Raw genomic sequence first — 21,274 nt, 5'->3', positions numbered from 1 at the left:
ATTATAGTTTCTGTTTCTATTTATGCACGGTTTTACCTTTTCATAAAACCGATGATGTTTTTCTTAAAAAAGAACCAAGGCATATTATAACACTTTCACGACAAAAAAACCGACAAGGATTCTTGTCGATTTTAAGGAGTTTTTTGCTCTGTCATATCGGTAGGTTCTTTTTTCTCAATTGGAGCTACTTTTTCACGCTCAAACACAAGATCATCAATGCTTTTGAACGTATATCCTTCTTCTTGAAGATCGTGAATTGCTTTATCAAGCGCCTCTGCATTATCCTTTGAAACGGTATGAAGAAGTAAGATAGCACCCGGGTGGATTTGAGCCATAATGTTGTCATAAGAATAGCGCCAGCCTTTTTGTGCATTTGTCATCCAATCCACAAATGCCAGTGACCAAAAAACGTTAATATAGCCTTCCTCTTGTGATAAAGCTAGCGTACGTTCACTAAAGACGCCACGGGGTGAGCGAATATATTGCATATCGTCTCGTCCGGTAATGTCTTTGTATTTATCTTCTACTTTTTGCAGCTCTTCTTTAAAACGCTTATCGTTTACTTGCGTTAAGTCCGGATGGTGCCAAGAGTGATTTCCAACAATATGGCCTTCTCGTACCATTCGTTTAATCAGCTTTGGCTGGTCTTTTAGATAATGCCCTGTCACAAAGAACGTTGCCGGTACTTTACGCTTTTTCAACACGTCAAGAACGTCTGCTGTGTAGCCATTTTCATAGCCGTTGTCAAACGTAAGATAAATTTCTTTTTTGGTTGTATCACCAAGGTAAAAAGCTTCGTATTTCTTTAATAGCTTTTCATGAGAAGCTCCTGCATCAGCCGGCTTGTGATTTTTACTTTTTTGAAACCCCCAGCTAATTGGTTTATTTGAATAGGTTTGTGCTGAAACTGGAATCGTTACGCCTACTAAAACAACGAGGAAAAGGATGAATCTACGCATAACGTGCTCCTTTCCAAAGGTCAGTTTATGCTTAGTATTCATCCTTTTCGTTTACGTATGCTCGCTACTTTTTACCAATTACTTAAACACAGGCTCTTTAAATTGCTCCAGCTTTTCAAGCGATGATTTATCAACGTCGGCATGTAAGCTATTCCCATGAGAGTCCATCGTTACAACTGCTGTGAACCCTTCAACTTTTAAATGCCACATTGCTTCAGGAATACCGAACTGCATTAAATCAACACCTTCAACGCTCTTAATGCAATCTGCGTAGTACTGCGCTGCGCCGCCAATTGCGTTTAGATAGACGCCTCCGTGTTCTTGTAGAGCTGCTAGGGTTTTTGGCCCCATTCCGCCTTTACCGATAACAGCACGAATACCAAACTTCTTCATAATATCACCTTGGTAAGGCTCTTCACGAATACTTGTGGTTGGTCCTGCTGCAGCTACTTTCCAGTTGCCCGCATCATCTTTTAACATAACTGGACCACAGTGATAAATAATTTGGCCGTTTAAGTCAACCGGAGCGTCATTCGTTGTTAAGTGTTTGTGGATTGCGTCACGGCCTGTATACATCATGCCGTTAATCGTTACCACGTCACCTACTTTTAATTCGCGAATTTGCTCTTCTGTGATTGGTGCTTGCAGAACAACTTCTCGTGTTTTATTCGCTACTTTATCTTCTTCTTTCTCCGCTTGTTCAGAGAAGTCAATTTCTTCGCCTTCTTGGTATAACCATTCTGTTACGTCACCTGTCGCTGCATCAATTTTAATGCCAAGGCGACGGTATGCCCAACAGTTATAAGCTACCGATACGAAGAAACTTGCTGGAATACGATTAATAACGCCAACTTTACACCCAAGAAGCGTTGTTTCGCCACCAAAGCCCATTGTACCAATGCCAAGCTTATTAGCATTTTCCATCACGTACTCCTCAAGTTCTTTTAGCTGCTCATTTGGATTTTCATCATCTAAGCTTCTGAAAAGCTGTTCCTTTGCTAGCTCATAGCCTGTTGTACGGTCGCCACCGATGCCTACGCCGATGACGCCGGCGCTACAGCCTTGGCCTTGGGCTTGGTATACAGAGTGCATTACGCACTTTCGAATACCGTCTAAGTCACGACCAGCACGGCCTAGACCTTCAAGCTCACATGGCAAGCTGTACTGAATATTTTTGTTTTCACAGCCGCCGCCTTTTAAAATGAGGCGCGCGTCAATATAATCATTTTCCCACTGTTCAAACTTAATAACCGGAGTTCCTGCACCTAAGTTATCACCGCTGTTTGCTCCTGTTAACGAGTCAACGGAGTTTGGGCGCAGCTTTCCGTCTTTTGTTGCCTCTTCAATTGCCCAATAGATCGCTTTTTTAATTTCAATTTGGTTCACGCCAACTGGAGTTTTAATTTTAAATGTCGGCATCCCCGTATCCTGACAGATTGGTGAGATGTTTTCATCCGCCATTTTAATATTGTTTGTGATTGTTGCAAGTGACATCGCTGCACGCGTACCCGCATTTTCTTTTGCTTTTGCCGCTGCAATAGCACGTCGCACATCCTTTGGTAGCTTCGTGGATGTTTCAACAATTAGATCGTACATACTCTTTTTTAAAGCTTCAATCATTGTAGATCTCCTCCCGTGTCCCCTAAATAAATGTAAGCGTTTTTTTATTTGTAGAAGAGCCGGCCGTTTCCGTTCTTCATTTCACTTTTATTATACTCTCTTGTCTTATAATCTGAAAGGTTTTCCTTGGAATTAGCTGACTACCAGTTCTTATGTTTTCTCAGCGTTGTAATGTGTGCAATATGATGTTTTCCATGCCACGCATAGGTTCCAATTACTTCTGCAATGGTCATTGTGCCGTTATCAGGATGTCGAATGGTTCTTTTTAATTCACCTTCTGTCAAAGATTGAAGCAGCGTGACTAAACGTTTATGTAAAGACGATAAGAGTCCAATGGATACCTCAATTGATAGACCACTATCTGATAAGAGTGCCCACGCTTTTTCGTCGTATGGACGTATTGTAGGGTTATTCTCTGTCAAACCAAGCTTTATGCGCATATAAGCATTTAAATGAGAATCAGCCATGTGATGTACCACTTGTTGCAACGTCCAACCGCCTTCTCGATAAGGTGTAGCTAACTGGGCTTTTGTAAGCCCTTCTACCGCTCTTTTCAATTGAGTAGGTGCTTCATCAATTTCTACAATCCAGTTCTTAATTTGTTCATTTGTTATAGGCTGCTGAATTGTTAATACTCCAATTGGATATTGGTTAAACATAAGTTTCTCCCCCTGACCATTAATCAAACTATGTAAGTATACTCATTCTTTAACATCGTCAAATATCTCGTTCATTCCAATTCTGTATACGCTCTAGAGATAGTGCTCGAAGTTCATGTTCACATACTCTCAATCATTTTTATCTTCTACTCATATCTTCCACTTTTTAGCATAGCGAATTAATAATGAAATATAAAGATTTTAGCTCCATAAAGAAAGCGAAAAGACTCTTTGGCCTTTTCGCTTTCTCTTACTTATTATCGTCGCTCTTTTTAAATTGCTCACACTTTAATTCAAGGTCATCAATCATTGTGATTAAACGGTCAATATCTTCAAGCTCTGTTGTTTCAGGTTCAATTGAGTCAAGCACCTGCATAAACATATTTAAACGTTCTTTTAGATAGCGAACTTGTGATTCTGAATCATGTACTGCATTTCCCATACTTGTCTACACCTTCTCATGATAAATTTAAATGCGCTTTTCTACTTGGTAAAAGAACTAATTTCTTTTATCGTAACGAATGATTTTGCATTTGACAACTAAAAGCATTGGATTTCATAATAGTCACTAGTGTCCTTTTTAAGCTAGGTAACACGTTGAATGAAAAAAAGGAGTTTTTGTGATGACCACTTTACAAAAGATCACGCCGTCTTATGACCCGTGGGAAGCTTATTTAGATATAAAAGATTACGGAAAGCCAACTTTAACAAACGTCGAGTTCACAACAACAACGTTGTGTAACATGCGCTGTGAACACTGTGCGGTTGGCTACACACTTCAGCCAAAAGATCCGAATGCTTTACCTCTTGATTTGATTTTAAAGCGTTTGGATGAAGTACCGACTCTTCGCGCTCTAAGCATTACAGGGGGCGAGCCGATGATGTCTTTAAAATCTGTCAAAAATTACGTAGTGCCTCTTTTAAAGTATGCGCATGAACGTGGCATTCGTACACAGATTAATTCAAATTTAACGCTTGATTTAGCACGTTATGAACTTATTATTCCATACCTTGATGTTTTACATATTTCACACAACTGGGGAACGATGGATGATTTTGTTGAAGCTGGCTTTGCGATGATGGACCGAAAACCAACATACGAGCAGCGCGCTAAATATTTTGATCGCATGATTGAAAATAGCCGTGCGCTCGTAAAAGCTGGCGTAACGGTATCAGCTGAAACAATGCTCAACAAACGTACGCTTCCTCATATGGAAAAAATTCATCGTCAAATCGTTGATGAAATGCTTTGTCAGAGACATGAGGTGCACCCTATGTACCCAAGTGACTTTGCAAGCGCACTTGAAACATTGTCATTACAAGACATGCGCAGCGCCATTCACCACTTGCTCGATATCCGTGATGAAAACGTGTGGATGCTTTTTGGTACGCTGCCGTTCTATGCGTGTAATGATAACGAAGAAGACCAAGCGTTGTTAAAGCGTTTATACAGCAGCAAAAACGTAACGGTTCGGAACGATCCAGACGGCCGTTCTCGCTTAAACGTGAACATTTTTGATGGCGATATTATCGTGACCGACTTTGGCGATACGCCTCCGCTTGGTAACATTCAAGATACAAAGCTACAGAGTGCTTTTGACACATGGCAGCAATCATCAATTTCAAAAGAACTTAGCTGTCACTGCTCAGCCGTTTCCTGTCTTGGACCAAACATTTTGGTAAAAAACAGCTACTATCAAGGTACGGATTTTTCAACGCGCAAAGCATTGATTACGAAATAAGTAAAACCTCTCCAGTAGGCTGGAGAGGTTTTCTTTTTGATTAACGAGGCTGATCGTAAGCACCAAAGCTTAATGACACGTAATCCTGTACCGGAATCCAAGCACCAATTCCTTGTGACGTTACGTTTTTAACGACAATCATGCGCTTGCTGCCTTTCATGGTTAAATACACTTCACCATACGTTACTTTTCCTTTTTCATGAACGGCCGGTGTATATGCGTATAGATACCCAACCTTTTTAGGTGCAATATTGTATACCTGATCTTTCTTGGTACCGGCACCGATAATCGTTTGGAATGATAACGTTAGGTTTGTTTTCTTTGAAGCGGTTAAAAGCATCATTTGCTTCACGTGGTCCGCTTCGTTAATACGAGACGTTAAACCGCCTTTTACAATGCTTTGTGATTCTTGATTATAGTGCATTTGCTGCTGAGACTTCCCTGAACGATTATCATAATGATTTGTGTTCACTTTTTGATACTGCCAATTCACACTTGTTGCTTCAGATTCATAGTTAAGCGGCCATTGGCCAAGATAAATTGTTGCTCGAAAACCAATTGCCCACGGTGTCTTTGAAATGGATGTTTCATTTAAGATACGAATTAAATCTGGATTTTGAATTGGCACATTGGACGTTTCAAGTAATTCTTGAGACAGTTCACTTGGCTGTAGATAAGGCGTATCTTGACTCGTATTTGGATTTGTATTTTCCTTTGCAATATGAAGCGTAGAGCTAGGAATTTGAACAGCCGTACTTGGTGTTTTTGTCTCCTTGTTTTTCGCTTCTGTTGTATGCAAACCTGAAAATGACAAGAAAATAGCGAACGTTACGATAGATAATTGACGTAGCATATAAGAGCTCCTTTCAACCTCATAAATAGATGTACGCATAGTTTTTTCAAAGGAATAGCTCTTTATCCTGTTTTAACCAAAGGAAATTATAACCAAAAAAGCCGAGCGCTTCTTCTGCTCGGCTTTTCCTTAAATTAAATAAAATCCAATTCCCATAATGATGTATGCCCCTAATAAAATTGCACCTTCAAACCAGTTCGTATCTCCGTCATTTGAGATGGCCACAGTAACAAAGACTGCTGTTACCATAGCAATAAGCTCTGGCCACGTAAAGACCAGCGGCATTTGCTCCTCAAACAGTAAAGAGATTAACACCAATACAGGGGCCACAAACATAGCTACCTGAAGGGTAGAGCCAATCGCAATCTCAACGGCTACACCCATTTTATTTTTCACAGCCATAATGATGGCAGATGCGTGCTCCGCTGCGTTTCCGACAATGGCCACGATAATAACCCCGATGAACAGCTCACTCCAGCCAAACCGAAGCGCAACGGTTTCAATTGTATGTACTAAACTTTCTGCCACATAAGCAACAGCGACGGTCGCAAGCAGTAGAACAAGAATTGCTCTGCCTTTTGACCATTCTGGCTCTTCATGTTCTTCCACCTGTTCGCTCTTATGCTGATACACCCCGCGATGAGTCACCAACTTAAAGAGTAATGCCGCTAAGTATAGAAGGATTAACGTAATGGATACACCAACGCTTAGGACTATCGTTTTTTGATCATTCATTCCTTGAGAAAATACTTCTGGAATAACAAATGCTACGATTACAGCGAAAATCAATAGACCAGAGTTATGACGCGCATCGTATACGTTGAACTCCTGACGCTTAAATTTCAATCCGCCAATAAAGAAAGATAAGCCGCCAACAAGAAGCAGATTGCCTAAAACAGAACCTGTTAATGAAGCCAACACAACGCCTATCAATCCAGCTTTTAATGCGAAAATAGAAATGATAAGTTCAACGGCATTACCAAACGTTGCGTTTAATAAACCTCCAATTCGCGGTCCTGCGACAACAGCGAGACTTTCTGTGGCGCGACCCATATAAGCCGCTAAAGCTATAATGGTTAAGCAAAACACTGCAAACATGAGAACCTGCGACCAGTGCAGAAGATTCCCAATCACCGATAGCGGAACACCAATGAGTACCATTATAAAAAACACTCGATTCATTCATATGCACCTACTTCTCTAAGTTAAATCCATTCACTCTACAAGCTTCGTCTTTCTAACGCCTGTTTATTCATTACCCTTGTTACCCTTTTATTTTAAAAAAATAAACTTTTTATGAACAAAATAAATTCTTCTTTAAGAAAATGTTTAAAAAAAGCCCAAACTAGCAAAAGTAAGAAAGATGAAAAAAGGAGTTGAGCATATGTCAGATGTAAAACAAAAAGTACTGTCCATTTTAGATAACTATAAGATTGGTACGCTTGCTACAATCCAAAATAACAAACCCTATTCTCGCTTTATGATGTTTTCTCACGATGACCTTGTACTTTACACAGCAACAAACAAAAACGCACATAAGGTTGATGACATTCAATCTAATCCATACGTTCATATTCTCCTCGGCTACGACGGCCAAGGCTGGAATGATCCGTATGTTGAAATTGAAGCCAAAGCTCTAATTGAAGACAACAAAGAGTTAAAAGAAAGATTTTGGAACGATCATTTAAAAGAATGGATTAACAGCCCAGACGATCCAAACTACGTACTTCTTCAGCTAACACCTGAAAACATTCGCTATTTTGAAAAAGCAGGTAGTGAACCAGAAGAGTTGTAATCCTTTAAGAAGCTCAAACAAGAAATTTCTTGTTTGAGCTTTTTTATGCTTGTAGCTTTATATATAGTCGATAAAGCTGATGAATTTTTCTTTTTTTTAAAATTAGATAACCTTCTTTCTTTTTTTTTTGAAAAAAAAGAAGGATTTTTTATTGTTCATCTCTAATTTCTCTTTTGGTAACGCTTACATAAAAGTGAAGGGGATGGAAATGTGAGAACAAAATGGTCAAGAAGATGGTTTAGTTTACTTCTCGCTTTATTGATTTTTGTGCCAACGGTTGCACCGAATCATAAAGCGGAAGCAGCAGCTCAAAACGGAACGATGATGCAATACTTTGAATGGTACGTGCCTAATGATGGCCAACACTGGAACCGATTGCGCAACGATGCAGCATACTTAAAAAGCGTAGGTGTTTCGGCTGTGTGGACACCTCCTGCTTATAAAGGTACAAGCCAAAATGATGTTGGATACGGGGCTTATGATCTCTATGATTTAGGGGAATTCAATCAAAAAGGAACGGTTCGAACAAAGTATGGAACAAAAGCAGAATTAAAATCAGCGGTTAGTACTCTCAAAACAAACGGCATTCAAGTGTATGGAGATGTCGTTATGAATCATAAAGGTGGCGCTGACTATACCGAAAACGTGACAGCGGTTGAAGTAAACCCTTCTAACCGAAATCAGGAAACTTCAGGTGAATATACCATCCAAGCATGGACTGGCTTTAACTTTCCAGGTCGCGGGACTACACACAGTCCCTTTAAATGGCAGTGGTATCATTTTGACGGAACGGACTGGGATCAATCACGAAATGCCAGCCGCATTTTTAAATTCCGTGGAACAGGAAAAGCATGGGACTGGGAAGTATCGAGTGAAAACGGCAACTATGATTATTTAATGTATGCTGACCTTGATTTTGATCATCCAGATGTTGCGAACGAAATGAAGAATTGGGGCGTATGGTATGCAAACGAAGTTGGCTTAGACGGCTTTCGCTTAGACGCAGTAAAACATATTAAGCATTCTTACCTAGGCGATTGGGTCAATCATGTTCGTACGAAAACCGGAAAAGAAATGTTTACAGTGGCGGAATACTGGCAAAACGATGTGAATGCCATTAACAACTATCTAGCAAAGGTAAACTATAACCATTCTGTCTTTGACGCACCTCTTCACTATAATTTCCACTATGCGTCTCAGTCTGGCGGGAATTATGATATGAGAAACTTATTAAACGGAACGGTTGTGGCTGCGCACCCAACAAAGGCCGTAACGTTAGTTGAAAATCATGATTCACAACCAGGTCAATCCCTAGAATCTGTTGTACAACCTTGGTTTAAACCGCTAGCTTACGCATTTATCTTAACAAGAGCAGAAGGTTATCCAAGCGTATTTTACGGTGATATGTACGGCACGAAAGGAAACAGTTCATATGAGATCCCAGCTTTAAAAACAAAGATAGAGCCTCTATTAAAAGCTCGTAAAGATTACGCTTACGGTACACAGCACAACTACATGGACCATTGGGACGTAATTGGATGGACGCGAGAAGGAGACAGCACAAAAGCAAAATCTGGTCTCGCAACTCTTGTCACAGATGGACCTGGCGGGTCTAAATGGATGTATGTTGGAAAGCAAAATGCCGGTGAGGTTTGGTACGATATCACAGGTAATCGCACAGATAAGATTACGATTAATGCAGATGGATGGGGGAATTTCCAAGTAAACGGTGGATCTGTATCTGTTTACGTTCAGCAATAAAAAGAAGCTCTGCGGTGAACGATTATCCCGCAGAGCTTTTTACTAGTTAACTCTCAACTGTTCCGAATTGATATGTCGTATTTGCAGAGTACACTTTGTTTTTTTCTAATACAATGGATGGAAATTCTGGATGGTGAATAGCGTTTGGTAAATTCTGCGTCTCTAGACACAAGCCAAGGTACTCACGACTTCTCACATCGCGAATCATTCCTGTATTTTCAAGCATATTCGCCGTATATAACACGACGCATGGCTGGTCTGTTTCTACAATAAGCTTACGCCCACTATCATGATCAACCACCGTTATTTCTTCATTTTGATTCTCGTTCAGTAAAAACGGGTGATCGTAACCATTGCCAACCTTCACATTTTGAGGATGCTGAGATTCTACACCGGCTCGAACCTTCTTCCCTTTTCTAAGATCAAACGCAGTGTCCGTTACGTTTATTTTTTCACCTGTAGGAAGCATAAAATCGTTAAGTTCTAAAAAAGCATCACTCTTCATTATTAATTCATGTTCTAAAACGTCTCTTTTGACGTTCCCACTTAAGTTAAAGTACGTATGGTTCGTCATATTCAGTAGCGTATCTTGGTCTGAAATTCCATGATATGACACTTTAAGCTTGTTTTCATTCGTAAGCGTATACATTACGCTGACTTTTAAATTACCCGGATAGCCATTTTCACCGTCTGGGCTGTTATATGTAAACGTAACGCTTACCTCATCCTGATTTTCTTTCACTTCAGCATTCCAAATGACGTGGCTAAACGCTTTGTCTCCACCATGAAGATGCTTCTCCCCTTCATTTTTTGAAAGCTCATATGTTTTATTATCAATTTCAACTTTAGCTGGATGAATTCTTCCTGCTACCCGTCCGACAATTGCCCCGAAGTAAGCCGTGTTATGAAGATAGTCTTCTACCGAATCATAACCTAGTACCACGTTTTCAACCTTTCCAGCTTGATCTGGCACCTGAATTTTAGTAATGATGCCTCCTAAGCTAATACACGTTACGGACATATTGTTATCATTGGTCATCGTGTATGCCATCACTTCTTGACCGTGTAGTTCTCCAAACAAGCGTTGTGTAATGTTCATCTGCTTCCCCTCTGTTTCGTTAGTATATGTAATGCGTAAGTATAATTGAAAGTATATCATTGGTTTTTAGCGCCTGCTAGTTTGACCAAAGCGGATACATGTATTGCCCCTTATTCTTTTGCTATAATACAATCTAACGTTATAAAAGATGGAGGTAAATATGGAAAATAACCCATTTGAACAAATGGCCAAAGGATATGATACCGAGGATCGAATAGAATTATCTAAGGTTATTGTTAAAGAGGTAAAAACTCAGTTAAAAGATAGTCAATCAAAATCATTACTGGACTACGGAAGCGGAACGGGACTTGTCAGCTTAGAACTAACGGATTTAGTCGATTCCGTTTTATTAGTAGACTCCTCTGAGCAAATGCTCGATATTGCAAAAGGTAAAATTGCCTATAACGATATTCAAAATGCCAAAACGCTCTGTGCAGACTTCACAAAGAAAGTACCTACTGTTAAAGCAGATATTGTTTTAATGTCACTTGTTCTTCTTCACATTCCAGAAACTAAGCAAGTGTTGCAACAATTATTCACTCTTTTAAATGACAATGGCAAGCTCATTATTGTGGATTTTGATAAAAATTCTAAAATTAGTCATCCAAAAGTTCATAATGGCTTCTCTCACAGCGAACTAAAAGAATTGTTGCTGGAAGTTGGATTTGCATCAACGACAATTCACACTTTTCATTACGGTGAACGTATTTTCATGAACCAAGATGCTTCAATGTTTTTATCCACCAGTCTAAAGTAATAAGTTCACTTCTTTCAAAGACATTGCCATTTCCCTAAAAAGATATATAAAATAGTTTAATAAACTGAAAATTCTATATAAAAACCATTCCACAAAGGGGTATGTGAATGATGTCTGAACACTATGAAAGCTTAATGATGGAAATGGAAGCTATTTTAGATGCTTCAAATGATAATATAGTGATAGCTGATAGCGATGGAATTATTTTAAAAGCAAGTAAAAACTGTAAAGAAATCTATGGATACGACTCTAACTCTATTATCGGAAAATCTGCTTACGAACTTGAAAAACAGCAGGTATTCTCACCTTCTGTTACGCTGGCCGTTATAAAGAAAAAGAAGAAAGTTCAGCTGATGCAAAGAAACAAAGACGGTGGATTAATCATGGCAACTGGCATCCCAATCTTTAATAAAAAAGGAATCCTGTATCGAATTGTTAGCTTCTCTCATGATTTAACAGAGCTTAAACGATTAAAAGAAGATTATGAACATCTTCAACAGCAACTTAAGCAATACGAAGTTGAGATTCAACAGCTCAAAGAAAAAGAAATAATTCGAAATGGCATGGTAATTAAAAGTAAGAACATGCAGCACGTTTGGGAACTTACTGAGCGAGTAGCTGCAAGTGATGCTAATGTCGTTCTTTTAGGAGAATCCGGTGTAGGAAAAACTGTCTTTGCTCGCGCTTTGCATCAAAACAGTGAGCGAAAAGCTTGTCCTTTTATTGAAGTTAACTGCGGTGCTATTCCAAGCTCTTTATTTGAATCTGAAATGTTTGGTTATGAGAGCGGTGCTTTTACTGGTGCTAACCATAGAGGCCGTAAAGGGTTAATCGAACAAGCTGATAAAGGTACTCTCTTTTTAGACGAAGTTGGCGAACTTCCACTTGATATTCAAACTAAGTTGCTAAAAGTACTCCAAGAAAAACAAATTACACGTCTTGGAGGAGGAAAGACAAAAAAGATTGATTTTCGTTTAGTCGTAGCTACCAATCAAGACCTAAAAGCAAAAGTTAAAAACGGTACGTTCCGAGAAGATCTATTTTATCGCCTATACGTGATTCCTATTACCATCCCACCTCTTCGAGAACGCAAAGAAGATATTTATAGCTTACTAAAAATGTTTTTAGATCGTTTTAATGAGCAGTATTATGTTCAAAAGTCATTTAATCCTAAAGCCATTGATTATTTAAGTGGTTATGACTGGCCAGGGAATGTACGGGAATTGGAAAACTTCGTTGAACGGCTCGTAGTCACTTCTCCTACTGATATCATTCATGTAAATGAAGATTTCTCGTATGGTATTCACACATCTGAAACACCTGTTCAGCATAAAAATTCGATTTACCTAAACCAAGACCTAACATTAAAAGAGGCCTTAGCTGAAGTAGAAAAGCACTTTTTACTAAAAGCTGCCAAGGAAAATAAAACTACATACGATATAGCTAAAGAGCTTGAAATGAGTCAAGCAACTGTTGTTAGACGCTTACACAAATATCAAATTAATTCAAAAATGAATTAAAATTACCGTAAAAAATTCATTTTTGAATCAAATCAACCTTATGGATTAAGCATCAAGATGCTGTTCATAAGGTTTTTTTAAGGTTTTTAAACTTGGCACAGTATTTGCAATATAAAAAAGAAAGGACAATCTATTTAATTAAAGGAGCGATTTACTGATGGCTAAGTATGAACCAAAAAACTCATTTGAATCTCCTCGCTTTTGTGGACCACGTACGTTTATGCGTTTACCTTATATTGAACAGCTTGATTATGATATGGACTTTGTCATTACGGGTATTCCGTTTGATTCAGGTCAATCATTTAGAACTGGAGCCCGCTTCGGTCCTCAAGCAGTAAGAGACTTTTCTATTTTACTTCGTCCGTATAACGTAGAACAAAACATTAATATTTTTGATTATGTCTCTGGTATCGACTACGGTGATATTAATGTCGTTCCGGGATATATTGAGGAGACATACGTAAATATCGAAGAAGCAATTACAGAGATTGTTAATAAAGATATTATTCCTATTTCAATTGGCGGTGATCACTCAGTTACGCTTGGAGAATTACGAGCAATTGCTAAAAAGCATGGTCCTGTAGCTCTTTTACAATTCGATGCTCACTCTGATACATGGGATACTTACTTTGATAAAAAATATAATCATGGTACTGTATTTCGCCGCGCTATTGAAGAAGGTCTAATAGACGTCTCCCGTTCCATGCAAATCGGAATGCGGGGCGGCTTGTATGGACCTGAAGATTTAGAAGATGCGCGTAATTTAGGGTTAGACGTGTACTCTACAAATGATTATAAAAAACACGGTGTAGAAGCCATGCTTAAAAAGATTCACACTCGTGTACAGGAAGGCCCTGTTTTCTTAACGTTTGATATTGACTTTCTTGATCCTTCATTTGCGCCAGGAACAGGAACCCCAGAGGTTTCAGGCGCCTCGATTGATGATGCATTGGCATTTGTAAGAGGGCTTGAAGGCTTATCTTTTGTAGGTTTTGATTTAGTAGAAGTACTTCCAGCCTACGATCATGGAGACATTACAGCAGCAGCTGCTGCTAACATTCTTTATGAATTTGTGACGCTTGTGGCATTAGCGAAAAAAACCAAAACAAAAAAAGAGCTTCAATCCGTAGAATAATAGAATTCTTAATTCCAAGGAGAGAGTTTCTTCTCTCCTTCTACTAAAGGAGCGAATCGATGAATACAGTTGATGGTTTGGTTATTATTATTTACTTTTTACTGTTAATCTTTGTTGGTATTTTAGGCTCTCGACGAGCAAAAACGTCTGAAGATTATATCGTAGCAGGCAGAAACCTAGGGTTTACCATGTATCTTGCATGTTTAGCAGCCGTGATTTTAGGAGGAGCATCCACAATAGGAACAGCTAGGCTTGGCTATGAATTTGGGTTATCAGGACTGTGGCTAGTTGCCATGCTTGGTTTAGGAATAGTCGTCATGGGAATCTTTTTTTCAAAGAAGATTTTTTCGTTAAAAGTGTTAACAATTAGTCAAATGCTAACAGAGCGCTATAATGCACAAACAGGTGTTATTAGCGCATTAGTAGCGGCTATTTATGCAATGATGGTATCAGTAACTCAAGTAATTGGAATGGGAACAGTGCTCCACGTTCTTCTTGGATGGAATCTCACGTTTTCAATGATAATTGGAGGAACTATTGCTCTTTCTTATACTATTCTTGGGGGCATGTGGTCCGTTACAATGACCGATATTGTTCAATTCATTATTATGACAATTGGGATTTTTGCTATTATGTTACCAATGAGTCTTTCCAAAGCTGGCGGCTGGAGCAATTTGCAAACAGAGCTCCCTACTTCTTATTTTGGTATTAGTAGCATTGGCGGAATGGAAATTTTTCAATACTTTCTACTATTCTGCTTAGGAATGGTGGTGGCACAGGACATTTGGCAACGGTTGTTTACTGCAAGAACATTAAAAGTAGCACGTTTAGGGACTTTAGGAGCTGGTATTTATAGTTTATTTTACGCAATTGCTATTAGCATTATTGGTATGTGTGCTTTTGTAGCCATCCCTGCTTTAAACGATCCACAAACAGCTTTTACAAGTATGGCTCTTGAAACATTACCAACAGGTATTTTAGGCATTGTACTTGCTAGCGTATTATCTGCGTTAATGTCAACTTCATCAGGAACACTACTTGCCTCTTCTACTTTAATTGTCAATGACATTATCAAGCCCCTTGTCCCATCTATGAGTGAAAAAATATTTTTAAAAGCATCTCGCTTTACGACCTTAGCTGTCGGTGTTGTGACCATGATCTTTGCCGTATGGATTCAAGACGTTCTTGTCGCATTAGATGTGGCGTACGCAGTGCTATCTGGTTCATTGTTCTTTCCAATTGTATTTGGCTTCTTCTGGAGAAAGGCAACGTCCAAAGCTGCTTTCTTCTCTATTCTATTAAGCGCAGCAGTCATCTTAATCGGACTGGTTGTTCAAGGTATTACAGCCACCGAACCTATCGTTTACGGACTGATTACGAGCTTTATTTCTTTTGTTACTATTTCACTTACTAGTAAACAAACTCAAATCTCTACTAATCCTAAGCTACCAAAAAAACAGTCTGTTTCTTAAACAAAAAGATAAAATCTACCGGACAGTAGAAGGTAAGCTGATGAAAAGGCTTACCTTTTTATTTGTAGAAGTAACATATAGCTAATTTTATGTATAGTTTTAATGGTGATCATAAAAGCTTGTTTTTGAACCGATATAAGAATGAGCTATTTTCATTGCCTTCTTTAAATCTCCCTTTTCAGAGTAGTAGTAAAAAAGCTTTCTTTCATAGTGCTCAACAAGAATAAAATAACCTATTTTTTGATAATAGGGTAATATAGTTTCTTCAATTAGTGTATAGTAGTTCTCATTATCGTCCTTGATTTCATATATAACCATTTGAAAATCCATCCATTGAGGTGAATTTATTTTTTTCGCTCCTTTGAACCCTTTTTCTGCTAAAGTTAACAATGTAGTCACCGGAGTTAATTTCCCTCTATACGAAGCATTAATATATTGGTAAAGCGTTGTTAAATACTGTGGAGAAGATTGATCCATCAGTGCCAATGCATCATTAAAATACCCTACCGATTCGGAATACAGCTTTCTTCTATAACATTCAAAGCCAAAATTATGGTAAACCTTTGCTTTATATGCTGGCGAGCGCACTGAATCACATAATTTTAGTAGTTGTTCATATTTCTCTTTTGTTTCTTCAAAATGATGGAGTTCTTTTGCATTAAGTTGAACAATGAGCATTAATTCTGTATCAATAATACGTAGAATATTTAACGTTCGCTGAAAAAAACTTAATGCTTTTTTTCCATAATAATAAGCAGTGATATTAGAATGGACTGAATGGTAAGCAAGTGCTAGATGGTAAAAATATTCCTCGTTATTATAGTGCTCTATATCAATTTTGGTAAGATGCTCAATGCAATGACGAAATTCACCCATTTGAAAATAATAAATACCTATAATATGTTTTAGCATATTACGCGTATAGCCCGACAAAATTCCTTCCTGCCTTTGAATTTCTTTTATAAGTTGGTTAGCTGTATTTAGGTCTTGATTAAACAAAAAGTATCTAACAGAAAGCAATTGATAGATTTGTTGAAATTCAGGCATTTTAATAAGCGGTTCTTTTTCTAGCTCCTCCCTATAGGTTTTGGACTCTGCGCCATGCTGCATGACAATAGCTTGTTCCCATTGTTGCAATTTTTTAGACAAGCGGTGATAGCGATTAGTTTCTGCTTGAAGGTTAATTTTCAGCCTTTGAGCTAGCATACCTGTAATCTCTTTTGAATACTCTGTAAGTCCTCTTTCAATCTTGCTTAAGTGAGTAACTGAACAAATACCTTCACATAGTTGAGCTTGCGTTAAACCGCTTTTTTCTCGATAAAATTTTATAATTTTTTCTTCAACCATAATCAACCTCACTTAAAGTGTTTTCCTATATTATAGCAAGCATAAAAAAAAAGCGAAGGAAATCTCCAACGCTTTCTTTCAAATTTATCGTTAATTTTTAGGTGTTAAACCTACTTCTTTTAGATAATATGCAAGATCCTTTTTACCAATTGTTTCTTTTGGATTATTGCCTTTTCCAGCCAATTGACCTTTTGTGAGGAAATTTTGTTCAATTAACCGAATATCGGTTTCATTGACTGTGTTATCTTGATTCAGATCTGCTTTTCCTCCTTGTTTACCGTAGTCTTCAACTGCTTCTTTTACATCACGAATGTCAATAACTTCGTCTCCAGTTACATCACCTACTAGGTTTTTACCTGGGTTTTGTCTCCAATAAATACCGCGATATTCTCCTTCTTCTTCAATGCTTCCCATCACGTGCATAGATTGTGTGAGGTGTCCAGGAACTTTTGCATAAATTTTATATGCGTCTTTATCTGCTGGGACAATGAATTCATAACCCCCGCGTTTATCTAATTTAGCTTCAAATACTTCATCCTTACTATTCTTGGCATAAATGTTAGCATTAATCTTTGTAAAATCATATTTATTATTACTGTATCCTTCTGGAGTTAAAAATGCTTCCGGCGCGAAGTTACCAGTAAACCTACTATGTGTTGAAATAACCTCCATGTTTTTGAAACTATAAGCTGGAATACTGATATCTTCTGTCTTCCCTGCTTTTTTATAAGACAGGTTTGTAAGTTGTGCACCAGTATTTTTAGAAACCTCTGTGTCGTTTATTAATTTAAACGTTACATCCAGGAAAGGCGTATCTCCGCTAATACCATTAAATCCATCTTTCACCAAAGAAGCCCCCACCTGAACAGAAGATTCAGACACCTTTGGCTCATCAAGCTTAACCTCAGCTCCATATTTGTTGGCTAATTCTTGAAACTCCTTGTTAACTTTTACTTCTTTGAACTGTAATACATAGTTATTATCTATTTTCAGTGAGCCAGCCATAAACTCTTTTACATTATTAAGGCTTACAGTCAATGTTGCCTCATCGTTTAATTGCACTTTTTCTTTATTAAAGTAACCTCCTGCATACTCCGTCCCTTCATTCATAAAGATATAACGAGGTGAGTAATGATAATCAGCGGCTGTTGCCATATCCCATGGGAACAAGCGTAGTTCATAAGGTTTTTTCTCATATTCTTCTGGTAGAACTCCAAACTTTGTCTCACCATTATCTTCAATTTGCAAAAATCCTCTAATAAATGGTGGGCCACTTTCGTAGTAAGCAACTGAATTTGTTTTTTGAGTATACTTAAAGCCTCTTTGTTTCAGTAAGTCGACGGTATTATCTTTGACTGTTCCATGTACCCAAAGCCCATAGTACCCATCTTCTTCAGATAACATATCTTTCGTAACCTCAATTGGCCCTGGTTCAAGAGCTAAATCTATCTTTGGTGGTGTATTATCTATTACTCCCACACTTTCTTTGCTATATGTTTTTCCATCTTTATCTCTACCAATAAATTCAATGACATATTCACCTTCTGGAACTTTTTGAATATAATCGCCAATTGGTTGCTTTTTGTCACCAGTGAATGGATAGACAAGGCCTCTATGCCCAAAATAAATTAAGTATTCTTTATCAGGAATCGCACCTTTTCCATCGTAGCTACCAATTACTCCAACTGCTTGGCCAGTTTTTTTATCTCTCATTACAATATCGAAATGCTCCATTGGACTATTCAACTTAAATACAATGTGAGTTCCTGGCGTGTAATATTGATGAAAAGGTGTATTATTTGTAACGGACGGTACAAGAGGTTCCGCTACGGCAATACCTTTTTCAACAACTCGTATAGCAAATGGAATTTGGTAATGATCTTTCTCATCTTTTTCATTTACAATATGAATATATCCTTCGTAGCGTCCAGGCTTTGCATCACTTGGAACCGTAATTTCAGCAGAAATCTCTTGAGTACTTTCTGGGTCAAGATGCAATTGTTGAGGTACGTTAACTTTTATCTTATTGGTTATGCCATCTTGTATCCCTGTCCCAGCTTTATGGTACTCCACATTAACTTGAAACGACTTCGCTTCTCTTCCTTTATTTATTATTTTGATGAGGCGGTTTTCATTAATAGGACTTCCTGTTAAGTAATGACTTTCATAGTTAATCGAACCTGTTAAATTATCGATTTCTACATACTCACCGTTTTGGATGTCGTCAGTGCGATTTAATACTTTAAAAGATATATCAGAATGAACCGCTTGATATGCGTCAATACGTCCAGCCCCTACTTCGTGAACAGAATAATTGCTCTTTAGGTCTTCTGCCGTATTCATAAGCATAGCTTTCATTTCAAACGGATCAACATTTGGATTTTTTTGTAAAATAAGTGCTGCTACACCCGCTACGTGTGGCGTAGCCATTGAAGTACCGTTTAAGCGAGCATAAGCAGTTGTAAAATCCTCACCGTCTTGTGGGTGATTCATAAATTCTGGATACGTAGAAAAAATGGATACTCCTGGCGCAACGATGTCTGGCTTAATATCATCGTTACTATTAACAGGGCCTCTAGAGCTAAAACTTGCTAAAGAGTCTCCTCCTGTTTTCACACTAGATAGAGTATTAAATGTAATAGATTCTTCATTCTTTAATTGTTCTCCATCTGTTTTTGTAAGCTGAAATGTTGGAATATATTTCGTACTTTCACCCATATAAGAGGGAATGTCACCCTCTTCATTATTATAAATAATGACGGCTGTTGCTCCTGCTTTCTTAGCATTTTGTATTTTTGCTTCAAATGTAAGCTCGCCGCGCTGAATAAGCGCTATCTTTCCATTTAAATCTTTACCATTAAAGTCTTCTGGTTTTCCTAATCCAACTGACGCAATAGGATAGGTACGTCCTTCAAATTCTCTTAAACTGTCATTAAAATGTTTTCCTAACAGCTTCATTGATTCAATTGTTTTATTACCTGCCGTTACTGAAAAAGTTGGGATGGAAATAGCTGCATCACTAGCTCCTACGGTAATTCCAAATGCACTTGTCCCCGGCGAATTAACCGTCTTTTCAGATGGTCCCGTATTTCCAGCTGCTACTACGGATACAACACCTGATAGCATCGCATTGTTAATTGCAACAGATGTAGGATACAGCGGATCGTTTACATTTGCCCCTAGCGATAAATTGATGACATCCATTCCATCTGCCACAGCTTTATCGATACCTGCTAAAACTCCTTCAGTTGCACCAGAACCATAGGGACCAAGTACTTTATAAGCATATAATTCAACATCTGGCGCTACGCCTTTTACTGCGTAATCTACCTTATTATCTTTTTGAGCCGCAATTGTACCGGATACGTGAGTACCATGAGACGTATAATATGCATTTCCTGAAGCATTAAATTCAGGAGAGCTCGTTGCTTTCCAATCTTTATGCGTTGTTTCCATCGGATCGGCATCATTGTTAATAAAATCCCATCCCTTTACAGAAGACGGGTTTACACCTTTTCCATCGCTTCCTTCTGCTGATCGATATCCTTTATATGAATCCGATAAATCTGGATGTGTGTAGTCAATGCCTGTATCCAGCACTCCCACTTTAATACCTTGACCTGTAATTCCTTCATCATGAAGCTTATCTACTCCAATTTGTGGAATGCTGTCAATCATTTTAGGAGTAGCTTTCTCCCCTTTTGACTTAGGAAGTTCAAGTTGAATTTGAACATTGCTCCAAATTCTTTTTACTTCTCCAGAATTCAATAATTCTTCAACTGCCGTTCCAGGAAGGCTCATTGCTACACCATTAAAGGCATTTTTATACTCATGCTTCACGTTAATCTTACTTGGATCGTATACCGCCTTTTTTTTCTTAGTTTTTAATTGATCTATATACGTTTTGAATTCTTTATGTGACTGTTCAACTCTTTGTTTTGCAGTACCTAAAGAGATTTTCTTTTGATTAAGCATTTGTTTTTTCACTTCTACTTTTGCTGGATCTTGCTTAAACTCAACGATAATCTCAACGTTTTCTGGGGTTGTAGTATTAATATCGGGTGAAATAATAAAGCCAGGTCCAATTTCAAGTTGTTGTAAAGCTTCTCTTTGTTCTTTTGATAAATTATTTAGTACTTGTTCCGCTTCACTCATCGTGATACTTGGCTCTTTTGCTAAAGCAGCGTAAGGTGTAGAGGTAGAAATTATCACACCAGCTACTAAAGCACATTTTAGCAAATGTTTTTTTGCTTTCATTTGAATCCCCCTTATATGAAAAATATAGTTTATAAATCGAATCTATATTTATCGTAACGGGATTAAGGAGAAGAAGTAAATTGGGGTAATAAAACGGGAATAAAGAACCTATTGATGGCAAATAATAACCTTAAAGTTATGAAAATATATGCTAAGAACTCTCACAAAGAGAGTTGTATGTTACATAATATGTTTTGATATCTAGTAAAAAACCCCAATTGCTTCTTTTAGTACAAAGAAGGTACAATTTATATAGAAGTTACTTCCAGACCACTACAATAGCCTACTATTGTGAGTG

Annotated in this window: 16 protein-coding genes; 7 read left to right on the top strand and 9 right to left on the bottom strand. The window is 38.0% G+C overall.

Features of this window, described 5'->3' with window-relative positions; all coding sequences use genetic code 11:
- Positions 1-131: 131 nt before the first annotated feature.
- The 4 genes from pdaA to NIZ91_02135 form a co-directional block, all read right to left on the bottom strand.
- Positions 132-959: a delta-lactam-biosynthetic de-N-acetylase gene (gene pdaA / locus NIZ91_02150; protein ID USY55506.1), complete on the bottom strand. Its 828-nt coding sequence runs from the start codon at positions 957-959 to the stop codon at positions 132-134.
- A 78-nt stretch (positions 960-1,037) separates the two neighbouring features.
- Positions 1,038-2,576, bottom strand: a complete 1,539-nt coding sequence (locus tag NIZ91_02145) for a fumarate hydratase (protein ID USY57071.1) — start codon at positions 2,574-2,576, stop codon at positions 1,038-1,040.
- A gap of 143 nt (positions 2,577-2,719) precedes the next feature.
- On the bottom strand, positions 2,720-3,238 hold the full coding sequence (gene bstA, locus NIZ91_02140; protein ID USY55505.1) for a bacillithiol transferase BstA: 519 nt from the start codon (positions 3,236-3,238) through the stop codon (positions 2,720-2,722).
- A 250-nt stretch (positions 3,239-3,488) separates the two neighbouring features.
- The gene (locus NIZ91_02135; GenBank protein ID USY55504.1) at positions 3,489-3,680 is read right to left on the bottom strand and encodes an SE1561 family protein; all 192 of its coding nucleotides are present in this window, start codon (positions 3,678-3,680) and stop codon (positions 3,489-3,491) included.
- Between the two features lie 181 nt (positions 3,681-3,861).
- Here NIZ91_02135 and yfkAB point away from each other — a divergent pair, with 181 nt between their 5' ends.
- A complete protein-coding gene (yfkAB, locus tag NIZ91_02130) occupies positions 3,862-4,980 on the top strand; it encodes a radical SAM/CxCxxxxC motif protein YfkAB (protein ID USY55503.1) in 1,119 nt (372 codons plus the stop codon).
- Positions 4,981-5,020: 40 nt separating this feature from the next.
- Here the strand turns inward: yfkAB and NIZ91_02125 are convergent, their stop codons facing one another.
- Positions 5,021-5,833, bottom strand: a complete 813-nt coding sequence (locus NIZ91_02125; GenBank protein USY55502.1) for a YfkD family protein — start codon at positions 5,831-5,833, stop codon at positions 5,021-5,023.
- A gap of 129 nt (positions 5,834-5,962) precedes the next feature.
- Positions 5,963-7,015: a calcium/proton exchanger gene (gene cax, locus NIZ91_02120; GenBank protein USY55501.1), complete on the bottom strand. Its 1,053-nt coding sequence runs from the start codon at positions 7,013-7,015 to the stop codon at positions 5,963-5,965.
- Between the two features lie 202 nt (positions 7,016-7,217).
- Here cax and NIZ91_02115 point away from each other — a divergent pair, with 202 nt between their 5' ends.
- On the top strand, positions 7,218-7,628 hold the full coding sequence (locus tag NIZ91_02115) for a pyridoxamine 5'-phosphate oxidase family protein (GenBank protein ID USY55500.1): 411 nt from the start codon (positions 7,218-7,220) through the stop codon (positions 7,626-7,628).
- 258 nt (positions 7,629-7,886) lie between these two features.
- Positions 7,887-9,389, top strand: coding sequence for an alpha-amylase (gene amyS / locus NIZ91_02110; GenBank protein USY57070.1), 1,503 nt, complete (start codon positions 7,887-7,889; stop codon positions 9,387-9,389).
- A 46-nt stretch (positions 9,390-9,435) separates the two neighbouring features.
- Here amyS and NIZ91_02105 read toward each other — a convergent pair whose 3' ends face one another.
- Positions 9,436-10,488, bottom strand: coding sequence for a galactose mutarotase (locus tag NIZ91_02105; protein USY55499.1), 1,053 nt, complete (start codon positions 10,486-10,488; stop codon positions 9,436-9,438).
- 160 nt (positions 10,489-10,648) lie between these two features.
- Between NIZ91_02105 and NIZ91_02100 the strand changes: the two genes are divergently transcribed.
- The 4 genes from NIZ91_02100 (at position 10,649) to NIZ91_02085 (ending at position 15,372) form a co-directional block, all read left to right on the top strand.
- Complete coding sequence (locus NIZ91_02100; GenBank protein USY55498.1) at positions 10,649-11,245, top strand: class I SAM-dependent methyltransferase; 597 nt, start codon at positions 10,649-10,651, stop codon at positions 11,243-11,245.
- Between the two features lie 110 nt (positions 11,246-11,355).
- Complete coding sequence (locus tag NIZ91_02095; protein ID USY57069.1) at positions 11,356-12,765, top strand: sigma 54-interacting transcriptional regulator; 1,410 nt, start codon at positions 11,356-11,358, stop codon at positions 12,763-12,765.
- Positions 12,766-12,922: 157 nt separating this feature from the next.
- Positions 12,923-13,900: an agmatinase gene (gene speB, locus NIZ91_02090; GenBank protein USY55497.1), complete on the top strand. Its 978-nt coding sequence runs from the start codon at positions 12,923-12,925 to the stop codon at positions 13,898-13,900.
- A 59-nt stretch (positions 13,901-13,959) separates the two neighbouring features.
- Positions 13,960-15,372, top strand: coding sequence for a sodium:solute symporter (locus NIZ91_02085; protein USY55496.1), 1,413 nt, complete (start codon positions 13,960-13,962; stop codon positions 15,370-15,372).
- A gap of 99 nt (positions 15,373-15,471) precedes the next feature.
- On the opposite strand, the gene NIZ91_02080 is transcribed toward NIZ91_02085, so the two are convergent.
- Positions 15,472-16,719 carry a helix-turn-helix transcriptional regulator gene (locus NIZ91_02080; protein USY55495.1) on the bottom strand — a complete coding sequence of 416 codons (1,248 nt, stop codon included), beginning with the start codon at positions 16,717-16,719 and terminating at the stop codon, positions 15,472-15,474.
- 90 nt (positions 16,720-16,809) lie between these two features.
- A complete protein-coding gene (locus NIZ91_02075; GenBank protein ID USY55494.1) occupies positions 16,810-20,976 on the bottom strand; it encodes a S8 family serine peptidase in 4,167 nt (1,388 codons plus the stop codon).
- Between the last annotated feature and the right edge of the window lie 298 nt (positions 20,977-21,274).

It is taken from the genome of Bacillus sp. 1780r2a1 (assembly GCA_024134725.1).
Lineage (GTDB): Bacteria > Bacillota > Bacilli > Bacillales > Bacillaceae_H > Priestia > Priestia aryabhattai_A.
This window is presented reverse-complemented; position numbering and strand designations above follow the sequence as displayed.